Origin of the sequence: Pseudomonas gessardii, from assembly GCF_001983165.1 — a bacterium.
Lineage (GTDB): Bacteria > Pseudomonadota > Gammaproteobacteria > Pseudomonadales > Pseudomonadaceae > Aquipseudomonas > Aquipseudomonas gessardii.
On the sequence record NZ_MNPU01000003.1, the window covers coordinates 219,686 to 235,941 of the forward strand.

Sequence of the window (16,256 nt, forward strand, 5' to 3'; positions counted from 1 at the left end):
GTCAGGCACTCAGGGCCAGGTAGCGGTTCTTGATCGTCGGGTCGGCGCGAAAGGCCTCGGCGCTGCCTTCGTAGACCACGCGGCCCTGTTCGAGCACGTAGTGGCGGTCGGCAAGCTTGTCGCAGACCAGCAGGTTCTGTTCCACCAGCAGCACTGGCAGGCCGTCGTCCTTGATCTTGCGCAGGATCTTCACCAGTTCGTCGACGATCACCGGGGCCAGGCCTTCGGTGGGTTCGTCGAGGATCAGCAGCTTGGGATCGTTGAGCAGGGCACGGGCGATAGCGAGCATCTGCTGCTCGCCACCGGACAGCGCATGCCCGGCGTTTTTGCGCCGTTCCTTGAGGCGCGGGAACATCGCGTATACGTCTTCCAGCTGCCAGCGGCTGGTCTTGCGCACGGCGATGCGCAGGTTTTCCTCCACCGTGAGCAGGCGGAAGATCCCGCGGTTCTCCGGCACCAGCGCTAATCCCTGGCGCGCTATTTCAAAAATCTTCTGCCCCACCAGCGGTTGGCCGTTGAAGTGAATCTGCCCCTGGCGCGGGCAGATAATCCCCAGGATGCTGCGCAGGGTGGTGGTCTTGCCGGCGCCGTTACGGCCGAGCAGGGTCACCAGTTCGCCGGGATTGACAGTCAGGGACACGCCCTCCAGGACGTGGCTCTTGTCGTAGTAGGAATGGATATTGTCGACGGTCAGCATCAGGCGGCCTCCCCCAGGTAAGCACTGCGCACGCGCTCGTCGGCGCGCACGAATTCCGGTGTGCCCTCGACCAGGATCTGCCCGTGGCTCATCACGGTGATGCGCTGGCTGATGGACATGACGATGCTCATGTTGTGCTCGATCAGCAGCACCGTATGGTCGCGGCCCAGGTCGCTGATCAGTTGGGTCATGATTGGGATGTCGTCGATGCCCATGCCCGACGTGGGCTCGTCGAGCATCAACAGCTTGGGCTTGGAGCAGATCGACATGCCCACCTCCAGCACACGCTGCTGGCCGTGGGACAGCTCGCCGGCCAGGGTCTCGGCGCGGGCGGTAAGTTGCAGACGCTCCAGGACCTGGTCGGCCATCTCCAGGTGTTCACGTTTGCTGTCCACGCGGCGCCAGAAGTTCAGGGCGCGTGCGCCGTCACGGCCCTGGGCGGCCAGGCGCAGGTTTTCGCGCACGCTGAGGTTCTGGAACAGGCTGGTGAGCTGGAACGAACGCGCCATGCCCAGGCCGACACGGCCGTGGGCCGGTTTGCGCATCAGGTTCTGGCCGTCGAAGTGAATTGCGCCTGCGGTGGCCTGGCGCTCGCCGGTCAGGCAGTGAAACAGGCTGGTCTTGCCGGCGCCGTTGGGGCCGATAATGGTGTGGATGGTGCCGGCTTCGACCTTGAGGTTGACGCCGTTGACAGCATGGAAGGCGCCGTAGGCCAGTTCCAGGTCTTTGGTTTCCAGCAGGATGCTCATAGCAGCTCCTCCTTGGTCGCGACGGCGGCCTTGCGGCTACCCCGCACACGTTCAAACAACGACGACAGGCCGCCCCACAAGCCGCCGCGCATAAAGATCACCACCAGGATCAGGATCACCCCCAGCAGCATCAGCCAGCGCGGCCACAGGTCGGAGAGAAAGTCCCCCAGCAACACAATGGCACCGGCCCCCAGCAACGAGCCGAACAGCGAGCCGGTGCCGCCGACAATGGTCATGATCAGGATGTTCTCCGACATCACCAGGTCGATATTGGACAGCGGCACAAAGTGCAGCAGCATCGCGTACAGCGCCCCGGCAATCCCGGTAACCGCGCCAGACAGCACAAACACCAGGATCTTGAAGTGGCGCGTGTCGTAGCCGATGGCCGAGGCGCGGGTTTCGTTTTCGCGGATCGCCATCAGCGTGCTGCCGAATGGCGAGGCGATGACCCGGCGTGCGCCGATAAAGATCAGCAGGAACAGCACCGCGACGAACCCGTAGAACACCCGGGCGTCGGCCAGGGACAGCAGCACCGTGTCACCGATACGGATTTGCGGGCGCGGCACGCTGAGCAGGCCGTTGTCGCCGCCGGTCCAGCCGCTCAGGGTGTAGGCCAGGAAGTAGGCCATCTGGCTGAAGGCCAAGGTCAGCATCACGAAGTAGATACCGGTGCGGCGGATCGCCAGGGCGCCCACCAGGAACGCCAGGAAGCCGCCGACCAGGGCCGCGCCGAGCAGCGCGCTGAACAGGCCCAGTTGCAGGTGGATCATCAGCAAGGCGGCGCAATAGGCGCCGGCGCCGAAGAAGATACCCTGGCCGAACGACAGCAGCCCGGTGTAGCCCAGCAACAGGTTGCAGGCCAGGGCGGCGAGGGCAAAGATCAGGATCTCGGTGGCCAGGGTCGCCGAGGGCAATATCAACGGCAGGCCGATCAACACCGCCAGCACCCACAGCAACATGGCCTTGGATTGGGTCTTGGCAAACGGCAGGGGATTTTTCTCGCTCATCTCAGGCTCTCCCGAACAGGCCGTAAGGGCGTACCAGAATCACCACGGCCATGGCGCCGTAGATCATCAGGCTTGCGCCTTGGGGCCACAGGGTGGTCATCAGGCTTTGCACCACGCCCACCAGCAAACCGCCCACCAGGGCGCCGCTGAACGAGCCCATGCCGCCGATCACCACCACCACAAAGGCGATGCCGAGGATTTCCGGGCCGACAAAGGGCTGGGCGCCACGCAACGGGGCAAACAGCACCCCGGCGACCCCGGCCAGGGCCACGCCGAGGGCGAAGGTCATGGAGAACAGGCGGAAAATATTGGTGCCCAGCAGCGACACGATCTCGGTGCTTTCACTGCCGGCCCGCACCAGGGCGCCAAAGCGCGTGCGCTCCAGCAGCAGCCACAGGCCCAGGCCCACCAGCCCTGAGAACACAATCAAAAACAGGCGGTAGTAGGGGTACACGAAGTCGCCGACCACCAGCACCCCGCGCAGCAGTTCTGGCACGGCAACGCTCTTGCCCACCGGGCCCCAGATCATCACGCTGGCTTCCTGGATGATCAGCGCGATGCCCAGGGTCACGAGGATCTGGAACATGTGTGGCAGGTGGTAGATGCGCTGGATCAATAATCGCTCGATCAGCCATGCCAGCGCGGCCACCACCAGGGGCGCGATCAGCAGGGCCAGCCAGAAGCTGCCGGTGAGGCTGACGGCGGTGTAGCAGATGTACGCCCCCAGCAGAAAAAACGCGCCGTGGGCGAAGTTGACGAAGTTCAGCAGGCCGAAAATGATCGTCAGCCCGACCGCAATCAGGAAGTAGATCATCCCCAGGCCCAGGCCATTGAGAATCTGGAACAGGTAAAGATTGAGCATGCAGGAATCCTCCAACAGGCGGCCGCGGTCAACGGCCCTGTCGTGTGTGACCGGTGAAAGTGGGCGGATCAGCCGAGCTTGCAGCCCGTGGCTTCTACCGGTGGGAACGACTGGCCGGCGCTGAGGACCTTGGCCAGGTCATCCTTGTCGGCCATGTCGCCCGTGGCCTTGCCCACCAGCAGGTAGTAATCCTTGATCACCTGGTGGTCGCCGGCGCGAATCGTTTCCTGGCCGGTCGGGCCGTCGTAGCTCAGGCCCTGCATGGCCTTGGCCACGGTCGGGCCGTCGAAGCTGCCGGTGGCCTTGATGGTGTCGAGCATGACCTTGGTGCTGATGTAGTCGGCGGCCAGCGGGTAGGTGGGGTTGATCCCGTATTTGGCCTGGGTCAGCTTGACTAGTTCGCGGTTGAGTGGGGTATCGACCTGGTGCCAGTACTGCGCGCCGAGGTACACACCTTCGAGTACATCACTGCCCAGTTCCTGGAACTGGTCGAGGCCGGCGGACCACACCAGCAGCACTTTCATACGCTCCTTGATGCCGAAGTTGACGGCCTGGCGCAGGGTGTTGGAGGACTGGCTGCCGAAGTTGAGCAACACCAGCACGTCGGGCCGGGCGGCGATGGCGTTGGTCAGGTAGCCGGAGAACTCCTGCTCCTGCAAGGAGTGATAGCTGTTGCCCACATGCTCCAGGCCGCTCTCGGCCAGTACGATTTTGGCGCCTTCGAGCAGGGCTTCGCCGAACACGTATTGCGGGGTGATGGTGTACCAGCGCTTGGCCTCGGGCAGCAGCTTGATCAGCGGCACCAGGGTTTCGCGGATCGCGCCATAGGTGGGCACCGACCAGCGGAAGGTCGCGCCGTTGCAGTCCTTGCCGGTGACTTCATCGGCGCCCACCGGGGTCATGAACACACCGCCCACCTTGTCCACTTCCTTGGCCACTGCCAGCGCCGAGGACGACAGGGTACAGCCCTGGAAGAACCGCGCGCCGTCCTGGCCGATTGCCTCCTGGACCTTACGCACCGCCTTGCCGGCGTTGCCTTCGGTGTCGATCACCTTGTAGTTCAACGGGCGCCCCAACAAGTCTGGGTACTGCGCCACGGCCAGGCGTGAACCCATGTCGGCAAATTTGCCATAACTGGCAAACGCGCCAGACATGGACTTGAGGCCGTAAAAGGTAAACGGTTCGGCGGCGAATGCACCGCGCACGCCCAGCGGAAGGCTGAGCGCGGCGGCGGCGGTGAGGCTGGCTTTCAACAACGTACGACGCTGCATGGGGTGACTCCCTGGTTTAGTTATTGGCAGGAGTGGCAATGGCGATACGGTGGAGCATGGCCTGTGGGCAGGCCTTTTTTATTGAAGTCAAACACGGTCAAAACTGTAGGAGCTGGCTTGCCTGCGATAGCGGTTGATCAGTTGAGAAAATTTGCCTGACCGACCGCTATCGCAGGCAAGCCAGCTCCTACAGGGGATTTGTGGTGTGTTCAGGAGTGATCGAACTCCAGCAAAAAATGCGGGCTGACCTGGCCCTCCAGCGCGGTCATATGGTGTTCGGCGTCGCACATATGTTCATGCATCAGGCTGCGCACGGCCGCTTCATCGTTGGCACGAAACGCGCTCAGCAGTTGCTTGTGATAGTCCAGGTTGGCCGCGTCGAACTGCTTGCGCTTGGGCTTGTAGGCCTTTTTCAGCACCACCAGGTCGCGCAGCAGGTCGTTGAGGAACTGCGCCATAAAACTCAGCAGCGGGTTGGGGCAGGCCCTGGCCAGCAAGTTGTGGAACTCCAGTTCCGCCAGGCGTTGCTCACGCTGGCCGGCTTCGCTGTCTTCCGGGGCGCTGCAAAAGTCCACGTTGTCTTGCAGGGCGCGATAGTCGTCTTCGCTCAGGCGCCCCAGCACCGACACCGCCAGCTCCACCTCGATCACTTTGCGCAACTGGTACACCTGCTCGCCATCCAGGTGCTGGAAGTGCAGGTAGTTGCGCAAGGCGCGGCTGGCCGGCTCCGTGCCGGCCTGGTTCAGGTAGGCGCCCCCGGTGGGGCCAGTGCGGGTGTTGACCAGGCCTTCGACTTCCAGGGCCTTGAGCGCTTCGCGGGCCGAGCCCTTGGAGCACTGGAAGCTCTCCATCAGCTCGCGCTCGGTGGGCAAGCGGTCGCCGGGCTTCAAGGCATCGGTGACTATCGAGCGCTTGACCGACTCGACAATCACATCGGAAAGCTTCTGGCGTTTGCGTCGCAGGGGGCGGCTGAGCATGGTTTTTAATTTATCGTATTAATGCGGATAAATAGCACTTAATAGGGGTTGGGGCGGGACGTCAACGGCAGGGGTCGTTTTCAGTGGAAACAGGTCGTAAACCACCTTTGGACTAGCAGGCCAACTCAAATCAACTGTGGGAGCTGGCTTGCCTGCGATAGCGGTTTATCAACTGAGAAAATATTGCCTGACCCACCGTTATCGCAGGCAAGCCAGCTCCTACAGTTGAGTTGTGGAGTTAGGCAGATTGAGCCTGGCGCAGTAATTGCGTGCTATGTGGGTCCAGTCTTTGTGCAGGAGCACCCGAGCATGCAATTACGAGCCTTGCGGTATTTTCACGAGGTGGCGCGCTGCGCCTCGTTGCGTAAGGCGGCCGAGCGTTTGTACGTCACGCCCACTGCCGTCAGCCGGCAGATCGAACACCTGGAACACTTCTTTGGCGCCGCCCTGATTGAGCGCGGCCCGCGTGGTATCCGCCTGACGGTGGAGGGCGAGTGCCTGGCCGAACAGGTCACCAGCACCCTGCGCGGCCTCGACCAGGTGCGCGATGTGATCGCCAGCCGGCAAAGCCAGGTGGCGGGTAACATCAGCATCCATGTGTCAGAAAGTATCGTTTCCACGGTGTTGGCGCCGGTGCTCGCGGCGTTCTACCGGGCGCACCCCAAGGTCACGTTCAATATTGTGATTGCCAGCGCCTCGGCCACCCTGGATGCGCTGTGCAGTGGCGAGGCCGACCTGGGCCTGGCGTTCTATCTGCAGGAGCGCGCCGATGTGGAGGTCACCGCGCAATGCGAGTTGTGGCACCGCGTGCTGGTCAGCGCCGAACACCCCTTTGCCCTGCGCGACAGCATTGAGCTGCGCGAGCTGGAAGGCCAACCCCTGGCCATCCCCGACTCGGCGTACGGCGTGCGCCAGGCCCTGGAAGCGGCGGCGAAAAAGCGTGGGGTGACGATCCAGCCGGTGTTTACCACCAGTTCCCTGGAAGTGCAGAAAAGCCTGGCCCGGCAACGGGCAGCGGTGTTGATCCTGCCCCAGGTGGATGCCGAGGCCCGCGACCTGGGCGATGGCCTGGTGGCGGTGCCGATTGCCGATGAGCACCTGGGGCGGATTCGCATCGACCTGTGCGGCTACCGCAACCGACCGCGCTCGGTGGCGGTGCTCAAGTGCCAGGAGATGCTGGCCAGCGCGATGCAGCGTTGCGCGCTGGTGGATTAGTCGGCCAGGCAACGGGCCGACGCTGGCGGCTGCCTGCCATGGGCCAGGTAGGTGCCGGCCCAGCGGTTTACGCACTGGCTGGCATCCGTGGTGGTGCTCTGTAGATACGGGCCCTTGAGCCGCAGGGTGGCGGGCAGTGTCGCGGAGGCCTGGGCGGTGGTGCCATCGGGCTCGATCAGCACCATGTGCTCGACGCGATCGGTAAACAATTGGGCGTACCCGGCCCCGAGGGCATTGCCCTGGGCAATGCCCAGGAAGCTGATCCGTGGCTCACCCAGTTGCTGGCGCACGAACTCCATGTCCCAGGCTGCTTGCTCGCTGGCCGGCCCATTGCGCGGGCTTAGCTCAATCACATCGTAGAAGCGTGTCAGCGTGCGGTACGCCTCGTTGTTGTAGTACTTCCACACCGTCGCCAGATGCACCGCGAACACCCCGCGCAAATCTGCCTGTGCCGTGGCCGGCCGCACGAAGATCACGCCCCGGCGTTCCAGGGGCTGCTGGGCCCCGACCCGGGTGATGGTCAGGCGATGGGGGCGTGTGCTGGGGGCCTGATGGTCCAGGGGCACGGTGACGATGCCGCACTGGGTGCGCGCCACCACCTCCTGGTCGAGGGCCCGCCCGGGCAGGCGCGGGCAATCGACCAGCCATTCGATACCCGGCGGCGTGGCCTGGCCGGGTGAACTCATGAGCATCATCGACCCACTGATGATGCAAAGCGCTGCTGCTTTCAAAGGTTTCATCCGCGTTCCTGGGTAACCGTCCATAGGGACTGGTTTTTTACCAAGGTCGGCGGCGAACCAATGCCGGAGCAGTCGCATACAGGGTGTAAGAATTCTGAAGATTACCTATCGGCACTTGCTGGTGCCGACAGGCGGGTGTCAGAACAGGTTGATGGGAAAGTTACCGACGATCCTGAACTCGTCGTAGCTGCCGTCGATCTGCCCGCCACTGGCGCGGTGGTTGTAGACGATGGTGCGCAGTACGCTGTTTTTCAGCTTCCCGGACTGCACCACATACGCCAGCATCAAGCCGTTTTCGTTGTGCTTGGCGTTATCCAGGCCACGCACGTTGTAGCCAGTGTTGCGGCCGTTGCGATCGCCCTCATAGTGCGTGCCATCGATGCCCCAGCCCTTGGCGTGCCACAGGCTGGCCGTCAGGCCGGGCACGCCATAGGCCGCCAGGTCGATGTCGTAGCGCAGTTGCCAGGATTTTTCGTTGGGGCCGTTGTAGTCCGAGTACAACGAGTTGGCCATGTAGTTGCCGGTGGATTCCCACACATAGTCGAAGTACTCGTTGCCCAACACCTGTTGCCAGGCCAGGGTCAGGCTGTGGGCCTGGTGGTTGGCGGTCACGGCCAGGCTGGCGGCGTCGTTGTCGATGTAGCCCAGGCGCTGCTGGCCGGAGTCCCGGGTGTGGTAGTAGTGCAGGGCGGTCTTGAGGGCCAGCGTATTTTTGTCGCCGATACGGTGGGTCAGCCCCAGGTAGTACTGGTCCCACATGTCCTCGAAGCGTGAGCCGTAGAGGCTGGCTTCCAGGCCGTAGCCCGGCTTGAGCGTGGCCCCCAAGTAACTGATGCGCGCGCCGCTGTAGGCACGGTTGCCGAAGGTGGTGGTCAGGCGTTCGGCGCCAGTGCCGGTGCGCGGGATGGCCCGGTCGAAACTGCCGCCCTGCACCGACAGCCAGTCCCGCTCGTTGCTGTACAGGCCCACGCCCTGGAAGCTGGACGGCAGGGCGCGGTTGTCCTTGTAGCGCAGGATCGGGTTGTCGGTCATCAAGCGCCCGATCTTGAGTTCGGTGTTGGACAGGCGCAACCGCACATCGCCCACCCCCAGCCGGCTCCAGGTCGGGAGCGCGTCGCCGTCGCTGTCCACCAGCACGCGGTCGCCGCCATTGGCCACCTTGCCATGCCCGCGCTGCAGGTTGACCGCGCTGAAGACGCCTACATCCACCCCCACGCCAATCACGCCCTGGGTGTAGCCGGAGCTGTACTTGAGCATGGCGGTCTGCACCCAGGTCTCGCGCACGCGGGTGCGTTCGATACCGCTGGGTTTCTTGATGCTCAGGTAGGTACTGCGCTGGGTGTGCTGGTTGGAATAGTAGTGACGCAGGTTCAGGTCCAGGCTGCTGCCTTCGATAAAGCCGGGGGCGCTGGCCTGGGCGTTTTCTTGAGCATAAGCCTGGGTACCGGACGCCAGGGCGGCGGCCAGGAAAAGACGTGGATACATGGTCAATCCCCATACAAAGAAGAGTAAGGCGGCCGCTTAGGCCGGGCACTGTACCTGTGGCAAGCAGCCTTGCCACAGCAGGGATAAATCAATCAGCGCACCGGGGCTTCTGTGAGCCGGGTTTCGCGGGCCGGGGTGCCGGGCAGCACAGGCCGGGTTTCCTTGGCGAACCAGGCGGCGCTGAGGCACACCAGGTTGGCGATCAGCAGGTACCACACCGGTGACATCGGGTCGCCTGTGGTGCCGATCAGCCAGGTGATGATGATCTGCGCGGTGCCGCCAAACGCCGCCACACCAAAGGCGTAGACGATGGAGAAACCGGTGGAGCGCACGGATTTTGGGAAGCTCTCCACCAACAACACGATCAACGCCGCGCCGCTCATGCCATGCAGGCCCGAGAGCAGCGCCAGGGTCAGGAGGAAGGTCGCGGGGCTGGGGTGCTCGGTCATCAATTGCAAGGCCGGGAACAGGATCAGCAACAGCACCACCCGGGGCGTCATCAGGATCACCCGGCGCCCGAAGCGGTCGCACAACATGCCGCCGGCCACGGCGCACACCGCCATGGCCGCACCGGCTACCAGGGTCGAGAGCATGGAAATACTGGTGGGCAGCTTCAGTTCGGTGAGGGCAAAGGTGGTCATGTAGTTGAGGAAGTACTGGGTGATGGTGCTGCCCGAGAGGATCAGCAGGCCCAGGACCAGGGCGCGCCGATGCTTGCCGCAGACTTCGCGCACCAGATCGCCGGTGCTGGTGGTTTCGCCCTGGCCGTGAAAGGTCTCGGCCAGGTTGCGGCGGATGTAGATCCCAATCGGCAATACCAGCAGGCCGAACACGAACGGCACGCGCCAGCCCCAGCTGTTGAGGTCTTCGGGGGACATCACTTGGGTCAGGGTATAACCCACCAACCCGGCGGCCATGGCGGCGACGCCCTGGGCCACCACTTGCCAGCAGGCATAGGTGCCGCGTTTGTGCGGCGGCGCGGCTTCCAGGATATAGGTGGTGGCGGGGCCGGCTTCACCGCCCCAGGCCAGGCCCTGGATCATGCGGGTGACCACCAGCAGGATCGGCGCGGCGATCCCAATGGTCTCGTAGCCGGGCAATATCGCAATACTGCCGGTGCCCACCGCCATCATCACCAGGGTCAGCAACATCGCCGGCTTGCGCCCGACGCGGTCGGCGTAGGCGCCAATCAGCACCGCACCCAGGGGCCGCACGATAAAGCCGATGCCAAAGGCCGTGACCGAGAGCATCAAGCTGACGAAGGCGCTGTCAGACGGGAAAAACGTGTGGCCGATCATTACCGCGAAGGTCGCGTAGACCCCAAAGTCGAAAAACTCCACGGCATTGCCCAGCACCACGGCGAAGATGCTCTTGCGCCCGGCATCCGGCGCCGGCGTTTGGTGTGTGTGCTCGGGACCCTCGCGAGTCAATTGTTCAGTGTGCATACCAGCCCCTCGGTTTTAGTTATAGGTCGTCCAGGCCCCGGCCTTGTGGCCGGGGAACGGGCGTGTGGGTGGGCAGTTCAGTTACAGCGTCAAGGTCAGTTCGGGTTCGGCCATTGGTGGATTGCGCCACGCCAGCTCTCATAGGTTTTTGCGATTTGCAGCAGCCAGATATCGGCAAAACGCGGTGCGATCATCTGCAGGCCGATGGGCATGCCATCGGCGGCAAAACCACAGTTGATCGACAGCGCCGGTTGCTCGCCCATATTCCAGGGCACGGTGAACACGATGTGTTCAAACGGCAGTTGCGGGTCATTGCTCGGCGACGGCCATTGGGCGGGGAAGGCGTTGACCTGGTTGGTGGGCGAGAGGATCAGGTCCAGGTCGTTGAAGGCCTGGGCGGTGCGGCGGCGCATCTCGAAGGTCTGGTTGAAGCCCTGCACGGCCTGCACGCCACTGATATCGGCACCGGGTGCGGCCCAGTCGCGGATGTACGGCAAGACCTTATCGAACTGCTCGCTGCTCAAGGCCGACAAGTCGCCCCATTGCCGGGCGCGCCAGAACTGGTCGAGGCCGTCGAGCTGGGCGCGGTCCATGATCGGCGGGATCAGCGTGACCTTGGCGCCATGGGCCTCGAACAGGCGCGCGGCATGCTCCACCGCGGCGCACACGAAACCTTCCGGTTGCAGGCCGGCACCGGGTTCCAGCATCAGGCCGACGCGCAGGCCCTTGACCGACAGCGGCTGGTTGCTCCACTCGCCGGTCAGCGGCGGCAGGCTGGTGGCGTCGCGGGCGTCGGGGCGGGCCAGGTGCTGCATCATCAGCACGCAGTCGTCTACCGTGCGGGTCATGGGCCCGGCGGTGCGGCCGGTGTAGTACGGGTCAATCGGGATACGCCCCAGTGTTGGCTTGAACCCCACCAGGCCGCACCAGGCGGCGGGCAGGCGCACCGAGCCGCCGATATCGGTGCCGATATGCAGCGGCCCGTAACCGGCGGCGGCCGCAGCGGCAGCGCCCGAGCTGGAACCGCCGGTGTTGTTGGCGGTATTCCATGGGTTGCGGGTGATGCCATGGAAGCTCGACAGGCCGGAGGAGAGCATGCCGAAATCCGGGACAGTGGTCTTGGCCAGCACAATCGCCCCGGCTTCCCGCATCCGCGCGGCGGGCGGGGCGTCCCTGAGGGCCGGGGTCAAGCGGGTGGCGGCGCTGCCGAGGGGAATCGGCGTGCCCTCGGTGGCCACCAGTTCCTTGATGGTCACGGGCACGCCATCGAGCACGCCATTGGGCTGGCCTTTGTTCCAACGCTCGGTGGAGGCCTGGGCTTGCCGGCGCACCTGCTCGGGATCGAAGGCATACAGGGCACGGATCTGCGGCTCCCAGCGGTCGATATGGCCCAGCAGGTGATCGTAGTAGTCGATGGGGGAGAGCTGGCGGCTGGCGAAGCTTGCCAGCAATTGCGCGGCCGTGAGGTCGTGAAGGTCGGTCATTGAGCGCTTCCTGGTGATGGGCCCTGGGGCTCATGGCGGGTGGCTGTTGGTCTGGACTATATAAACCCTGGGCAGCAGCGACCATCACATTTGAAGCGGTACAGTGTTGCGTTTTTGTGTGCACTCGACCGAGCCCATGTGGGAGTGGGCTTGCCCGCGATGACTGACGATCAGTTGATACATGGGGGGGGGCTGACACACTGCTATCGCGGGTAAGCCAGCCACAGGGGATCAGCGCAACAATTGCTCGATGGCTTGCCGGACCCGTGGGTCATCACAATGCGCCACATTGAACCGCATAAAATCCCCCACGCCCGGCTCATACCCAAACAACGCCCCCGGCGCCAACACCATGCCGCGCTTGAGCCCCGCTTCGGCCAGTTGTTCCCCATTGACCCCGGCCGGCAGGCGCGCCCAGATAAACATCCCCGCCTCATAGCCCATGGGCAGTTCACAGCCACAGCGGCGCAGCCATTGCTCCACCCGGGTGCCCGCTTCCAACAGGCGCTGCACCATGCGCTTGCGGTGCCGGGCATAGCTGCCTTCACTGAGCAGGCGGTAGACCAGTTGCTCGAACAGCTCCGAGGTCACGCCGCCGCTCATCAACTTCATATTGGTCAGGTTGGCCGCCAGTTGCGGCGCGGCCACCACATAGCTGACCCGGGTATTGGCGCTGAGGGTTTTCGAGAAACCCGCCAGGTAGGTCACCTGCTCCAACCCGGCCAGTGCCGCCAGGCGGGGCGGCGGGTTGGGGTGCAGATCGCCGTAGAGGTCGTCCTCGATGATATGGCAGTGATGCTGGCGCATCAGTTGCAGCAGCCCAAAGGCCTGGGCCGCGCTGAAGGAATGGCCGGTGGGGTTGTGCAGGATGCTGGTGGTCACATACAGGCTGGGCCGTTCTTCGGCGAGCAACTGCTCCAGGGCCGCCAGGTCGAAACCCTCCGGGCCGCGCGGCAGTGTCACCACCTTGACCCCATGCAACGCCAGGTTGGCGTGGAAGTTGAAATAGCACGGTGCATCCAGCAGCACCGTGTCGCCGGGGCGCGCCAGCAGGCGCATCAACATATCCAGGCCTTGCAGGGTGCTGGGTGTGGTGATGATCTGTTCCACCGGCACCGCCAGGCCATCGCCCTGCAGTTTTTGTTGCAGGGCCTGGCGCAGCGGCAGGAAACCCGCCGGCGTGCCCATGCCGGCCACGCGCAGGGAAGGGGCCCGCACCACACTGCGCAGGGCCTGGCGCAAGGCCTCGGAATCGAGCCAGTCTTCGGGTAGGTGGCCGCCACCGGGGCGCAGCTCGCCCTGGCCGGTCAGCATGGGGCGGCGTAGCACGCTGAGCAAATCCTGGGGCAGCAGGTCCACCCAGTTGCTGGACGACGGCTGCGTCTGGCGCTGGGCGACAAAGTGCCCACGGCCCTGGCGCGAGGTCAGCAGATGTTGGCCACGCAGGCGGTCCAGGGCTTCATTGACCGTAAATTTTCCGACACCCAACTGCGCTCCCAGCTCACGCACCGACGGCAGTTTGCTGCCGGCGGCCAGTTCGCCTTGCTCGATAGCATGGGCGAAGGCCTCGACGATCTGCTGGACCTTGGGGGCGTGGTCGTGGAAGTGGATCTGCGGAAGGGGCATCGTGAGGTCCTAAAAGTTTGCCGGTCACTTTGCCGGTAAAGCCTGCGTAAATAACCGCCGAGTTTACCTGCCCGGCACCGGATCTGCGCCCTAGACTGCGCAACATTCCTCCCCATCGTGAAATTACCCACCATGGTCACTGCCCTTACGCTGTCGTCCTTCCTGTATTTCCTGGTGCTGTGCGCCACCCTGGCCTTCAGCCCCGGCCCCATGACCTTGCTGCTGCTGAGCCTGGGGCTGAAGGATGGCTTGCGCCATTCCTTGCCGGCCCAGTTCGGTGCCAGCGTGTCGTACCTGATTTCGATCCTGATCTTTGCCGTGGGCTTTTCCGAGTTGATCAAGGGCTACCCGCTGATTACCCAGGGCATTCAACTGGTGGGCGTGGCCTATATTCTCTACCTGGCCTACAAGCAATGGACCAGCAGTGGCGTGCAGATCAACACCGCCGGGCCAAGGCCGGAAACGCCCCGTGACCTGTTCGGCAAGGGCTTGCTCACCGGTTTGTCCAACCCCAAGGCAATCATCCTGTTCAGCGCAGTGTTCCCGCAGTTTGCCGCCGTCGGGCAGGCCAGCGCCGCCGGTGATATCGCCATCCTCGGCCTGACATTCCTGATCCTGCAGTTCGCCAGCGGCTGCCTGTATTGCTACTTCGGCCAGCGCATCAAGCATGTGCTTGAGTCGCCGCGCAAACGGGTGCTGTTGCAGAAGGTCACGGCGGTGTTGTTGTTGATGGTGGCGATGTTGTTGGCTCGTGGCTCATGACTTGCGATCAAATAGCTTCGTCCTTTTTATCTTAGCGAGTCTCCCCAACGCTCGCGAAATTCAACTTGTTCCTCGATATCACTCGTCAGATCATGTTCTTCATAATCGAATATGCGCACCATTTCGGGGTCAGGCTCACCTAGCTTCATTTCATAGGCCACCAGTCCACCCGACATTGATGATGACATCGCAGAAGGGAAAACATTGATTTTTGAGCCTTTGCACAGGAACTTTATGTCGCTAAATTCCTTTCGTAGTAAACCAAATGAACGGAAAACATCCAATCCGGAGTATGTTTTTTTTGTTTGGTCGGAAAAGGTTATAAAAAGTGCACCGGTGTTTCGATCATATTCAACTGTTGCTTTTTCAATATTGCCTTTGTTGAGTATGCTTATTTCTATTTTTTTCATGAGTTACTTTCTATAAGGGTTTATTAAGCTGTAGTTTGCGCTTGTACCATCTTCGTTTACTGGGGTTGCACCTAATATGTCTTTTCGATCAATACGGTCGGGGATGGCTATTTCTTTTTCTATTTTGTAGTCGGATAGTATTCCTAATTCTTTGTTGACGTCTCGACCGGGTATCTTTTTTAAGGTGTACAAAAAGCCATCTTCTAATCCGAAACTTGTTGCAAATGTCATACCTACGTCCCTTGAGGTTGAGGTGGGTACAAAGTTGCTTGGTGGATTCGTATTGTCTCTTGAATGCAAGAGCAGGTCCGTGCTTTTTCCTCTACTCTTGAATCCATGTTTAAAAATTTCATTTGGATGTCTGGAGTCGCCCCTGTAAAGATATTGTTTTTTCGTTGCGGGGGTCGGAGCGGAGGGCGCGCCCTCGTTGGTTTCTGTGTTGGTGGACGGGTTTTGGCCTTCAGTTACGGGCTCACATTTTTCTTTGCCCGGGCATGAGTTCAACCCCAACGGATCCACCCACCCCGTAGGGTTGGGCACATACAAATATCCGTTCAACCCACCGGCCAATTTCACCGGGTCGGGCGTCAGGTAGCGGCCATTATCTGGATTGTAGTAGCGATGCCGGTTGTAATGCAGCCCGCTTTCCCGGTCGAAATACTGCCCCTGAAAACGCAGCGGGTTATCGACAATTCCTACATCCAACCGGGCGATCTGGCCGTAGGCGAGGTAGTGGGCGGACCAGACGATTTTGCCTTGCGCGTTGGTCAGTTCCTGCGGCGTACCCAGGTGGTCCAGTTGGTAGTGGAAGGCCTTCGTATTGGCCGGACCAAACCCTTCCAACAAGGCCAACGGCCTGAAGCTATCTGGCTCGTAGAGATAGCTGCGGTGCTGACCCGCCGTGTGCTCGGCGATGATCTTGTCGCCTTGCCAGAAAAACTCAGTCGTTTTGCCCGCCACGGTTTTGCTGATACGCCGCCCAAACGGGTCATAGCGATAGCTGGCCTGGCTGCCGTCCGGCTGGGTGACGCCGGTCAGGCGGTGCTGGCAGTCGTAGCGGTATTCGGTAACCCACTGCTGTGCGCGGCCACGGCGTTCGCGTATGAGGTTTCCGAAAGCGTCGTAGTCGTAATGCCGGTCGCCTTGCAGTAATAGGCGGTTGCCGACGACGATGCCGGGGCCTGGGCGGTCTTGCATCAGCAGGTTGCCCGCCGGGTCGTGGGCGAAGCGTTCGGTGGGGGCCTGGGAGTGGTCGGCGCGGGTCAGGCGGTCGAGGGGGTCGTAGTGGTAGTCGTGCTGGCCCTGGCGGGTGTCGAGCCGGCGGGTGAGGTTGCCGCTTTTGTCGTAGGTGTAGCGGCGCAGGCCGTGGGCGTGTTCGTGTTGGGCCAGGCGGCCCTGCTCGTCGTAGTGGTAGTGGCTGAGCAGTTGGCCCTGCTGGCGCTGGTGCTCGCGGCCGGCCTGGAACAGGTGTGAGGTGAGGGTCCGGCCATTCAGGTCGACAGTGGCAAGGTGCCCGCCCTTGTCGT

Annotated in this window: 15 protein-coding genes; 2 read left to right on the forward strand and 13 right to left on the reverse strand. The window is 62.6% G+C overall.

What is annotated here, in order from left to right; genetic code table 11:
• Position 1: 1 nt before the first annotated feature.
• The 6 genes from BLL38_RS04345 to BLL38_RS04370 form a co-directional block, all read right to left on the reverse strand.
• Complete coding sequence (locus BLL38_RS04345; protein ID WP_076961426.1) at positions 2–697, reverse strand: ABC transporter ATP-binding protein; 696 nt, start codon at positions 695–697, stop codon at positions 2–4.
• Positions 697–1,446, reverse strand: coding sequence for an ABC transporter ATP-binding protein (locus BLL38_RS04350; RefSeq protein WP_076961427.1), 750 nt, complete (start codon positions 1,444–1,446; stop codon positions 697–699). The genes BLL38_RS04345 and BLL38_RS04350 overlap by 1 nt, the downstream gene beginning before the upstream one ends.
• Positions 1,443–2,453 (reverse strand): branched-chain amino acid ABC transporter permease, encoded by a 1,011-nt coding sequence (locus tag BLL38_RS04355; RefSeq protein ID WP_076961428.1) that lies wholly within the window; start codon positions 2,451–2,453, stop codon positions 1,443–1,445. The genes BLL38_RS04350 and BLL38_RS04355 overlap by 4 nt, the downstream gene beginning before the upstream one ends.
• A gap of 1 nt (position 2,454) precedes the next feature.
• On the reverse strand, positions 2,455–3,315 hold the full coding sequence (locus BLL38_RS04360; RefSeq protein WP_076961429.1) for a branched-chain amino acid ABC transporter permease: 861 nt from the start codon (positions 3,313–3,315) through the stop codon (positions 2,455–2,457).
• Between the two features lie 68 nt (positions 3,316–3,383).
• The gene (locus BLL38_RS04365; RefSeq protein WP_076961430.1) at positions 3,384–4,586 is read right to left on the reverse strand and encodes an ABC transporter substrate-binding protein; all 1,203 of its coding nucleotides are present in this window, start codon (positions 4,584–4,586) and stop codon (positions 3,384–3,386) included.
• 209 nt (positions 4,587–4,795) lie between these two features.
• The gene (locus BLL38_RS04370; protein WP_076961431.1) at positions 4,796–5,563 is read right to left on the reverse strand and encodes a FadR/GntR family transcriptional regulator; all 768 of its coding nucleotides are present in this window, start codon (positions 5,561–5,563) and stop codon (positions 4,796–4,798) included.
• A gap of 309 nt (positions 5,564–5,872) precedes the next feature.
• Between BLL38_RS04370 and BLL38_RS04375 the strand changes: the two genes are divergently transcribed.
• Positions 5,873–6,778 carry a LysR family transcriptional regulator gene (locus tag BLL38_RS04375; protein ID WP_076961432.1) on the forward strand — a complete coding sequence of 302 codons (906 nt, stop codon included), beginning with the start codon at positions 5,873–5,875 and terminating at the stop codon, positions 6,776–6,778.
• Here BLL38_RS04375 and BLL38_RS04380 read toward each other — a convergent pair.
• The 5 genes from BLL38_RS04380 to BLL38_RS04400 form a co-directional block, all read right to left on the reverse strand.
• Complete coding sequence (locus tag BLL38_RS04380) at positions 6,775–7,518, reverse strand: alpha/beta hydrolase family protein (protein ID WP_076961433.1); 744 nt, start codon at positions 7,516–7,518, stop codon at positions 6,775–6,777. The genes BLL38_RS04375 and BLL38_RS04380 overlap by 4 nt on opposite strands.
• Positions 7,519–7,656: 138 nt before the next feature.
• The gene (locus BLL38_RS04385) at positions 7,657–9,003 is read right to left on the reverse strand and encodes an OprD family outer membrane porin (RefSeq protein ID WP_076961434.1); all 1,347 of its coding nucleotides are present in this window, start codon (positions 9,001–9,003) and stop codon (positions 7,657–7,659) included.
• 92 nt (positions 9,004–9,095) lie between these two features.
• Positions 9,096–10,448, reverse strand: coding sequence for a citrate-proton symporter (locus BLL38_RS04390; protein ID WP_076961435.1), 1,353 nt, complete (start codon positions 10,446–10,448; stop codon positions 9,096–9,098).
• A gap of 95 nt (positions 10,449–10,543) precedes the next feature.
• Positions 10,544–11,932 carry an amidase gene (locus BLL38_RS04395; RefSeq protein ID WP_076961436.1) on the reverse strand — a complete coding sequence of 463 codons (1,389 nt, stop codon included), beginning with the start codon at positions 11,930–11,932 and terminating at the stop codon, positions 10,544–10,546.
• A 231-nt stretch (positions 11,933–12,163) separates the two neighbouring features.
• Positions 12,164–13,558 carry an aminotransferase-like domain-containing protein gene (locus BLL38_RS04400; protein WP_076961437.1) on the reverse strand — a complete coding sequence of 465 codons (1,395 nt, stop codon included), beginning with the start codon at positions 13,556–13,558 and terminating at the stop codon, positions 12,164–12,166.
• A 132-nt stretch (positions 13,559–13,690) separates the two neighbouring features.
• On the opposite strand from BLL38_RS04400, the gene BLL38_RS04405 reads away from it, so the two are divergent.
• Positions 13,691–14,320, forward strand: coding sequence for a LysE family translocator (locus BLL38_RS04405; protein WP_076961438.1), 630 nt, complete (start codon positions 13,691–13,693; stop codon positions 14,318–14,320).
• Between the two features lie 26 nt (positions 14,321–14,346).
• On the opposite strand, the gene BLL38_RS04410 is transcribed toward BLL38_RS04405, so the two are convergent.
• Together BLL38_RS04410 and BLL38_RS04415 are read right to left on the reverse strand one after the other, a co-directional pair.
• Positions 14,347–14,730: a hypothetical protein gene (locus tag BLL38_RS04410; protein ID WP_076961439.1), complete on the reverse strand. Its 384-nt coding sequence runs from the start codon at positions 14,728–14,730 to the stop codon at positions 14,347–14,349.
• Positions 14,731–14,733: 3 nt separating this feature from the next.
• Positions 14,734–16,256, reverse strand: a 1,523-nt coding sequence (locus BLL38_RS04415) for an RHS repeat-associated core domain-containing protein (RefSeq protein WP_186352969.1), incomplete at its 5' end; no start/stop codon positions are given.

What these genes read in the sequence shown, in the direction of transcription:
- BLL38_RS04345 (WP_076961426.1), bottom strand. Translation starts at nt 697, where the DNA reads ATGCTGACCGTCGACAATATCCATTCCTACTACGACAAGAGCCACGTC.
- BLL38_RS04350 (WP_076961427.1), bottom strand. Translation starts at nt 1,446, where the DNA reads ATGAGCATCCTGCTGGAAACCAAAGACCTGGAACTGGCCTACGGCGCC.
- BLL38_RS04355 (WP_076961428.1), bottom strand. Translation starts at nt 2,453, where the DNA reads ATGAGCGAGAAAAATCCCCTGCCGTTTGCCAAGACCCAATCCAAGGCC.
- BLL38_RS04360 (WP_076961429.1), bottom strand. Translation starts at nt 3,315, where the DNA reads ATGCTCAATCTTTACCTGTTCCAGATTCTCAATGGCCTGGGCCTGGGG.
- BLL38_RS04365 (WP_076961430.1), bottom strand. Translation starts at nt 4,586, where the DNA reads ATGCAGCGTCGTACGTTGTTGAAAGCCAGCCTCACCGCCGCCGCCGCG.
- BLL38_RS04370 (WP_076961431.1), bottom strand. Translation starts at nt 5,563, where the DNA reads ATGCTCAGCCGCCCCCTGCGACGCAAACGCCAGAAGCTTTCCGATGTG.
- BLL38_RS04375 (WP_076961432.1), top strand. Translation starts at nt 5,873, where the DNA reads ATGCAATTACGAGCCTTGCGGTATTTTCACGAGGTGGCGCGCTGCGCC.
- BLL38_RS04380 (WP_076961433.1), bottom strand. Translation starts at nt 7,518, where the DNA reads ATGAAACCTTTGAAAGCAGCAGCGCTTTGCATCATCAGTGGGTCGATG.
- BLL38_RS04385 (WP_076961434.1), bottom strand. Translation starts at nt 9,003, where the DNA reads ATGTATCCACGTCTTTTCCTGGCCGCCGCCCTGGCGTCCGGTACCCAG.
- BLL38_RS04390 (WP_076961435.1), bottom strand. Translation starts at nt 10,448, where the DNA reads ATGCACACTGAACAATTGACTCGCGAGGGTCCCGAGCACACACACCAA.
- BLL38_RS04395 (WP_076961436.1), bottom strand. Translation starts at nt 11,932, where the DNA reads ATGACCGACCTTCACGACCTCACGGCCGCGCAATTGCTGGCAAGCTTC.
- BLL38_RS04400 (WP_076961437.1), bottom strand. Translation starts at nt 13,558, where the DNA reads ATGCCCCTTCCGCAGATCCACTTCCACGACCACGCCCCCAAGGTCCAG.
- BLL38_RS04405 (WP_076961438.1), top strand. Translation starts at nt 13,691, where the DNA reads ATGGTCACTGCCCTTACGCTGTCGTCCTTCCTGTATTTCCTGGTGCTG.
- BLL38_RS04410 (WP_076961439.1), bottom strand. Translation starts at nt 14,730, where the DNA reads ATGAAAAAAATAGAAATAAGCATACTCAACAAAGGCAATATTGAAAAA.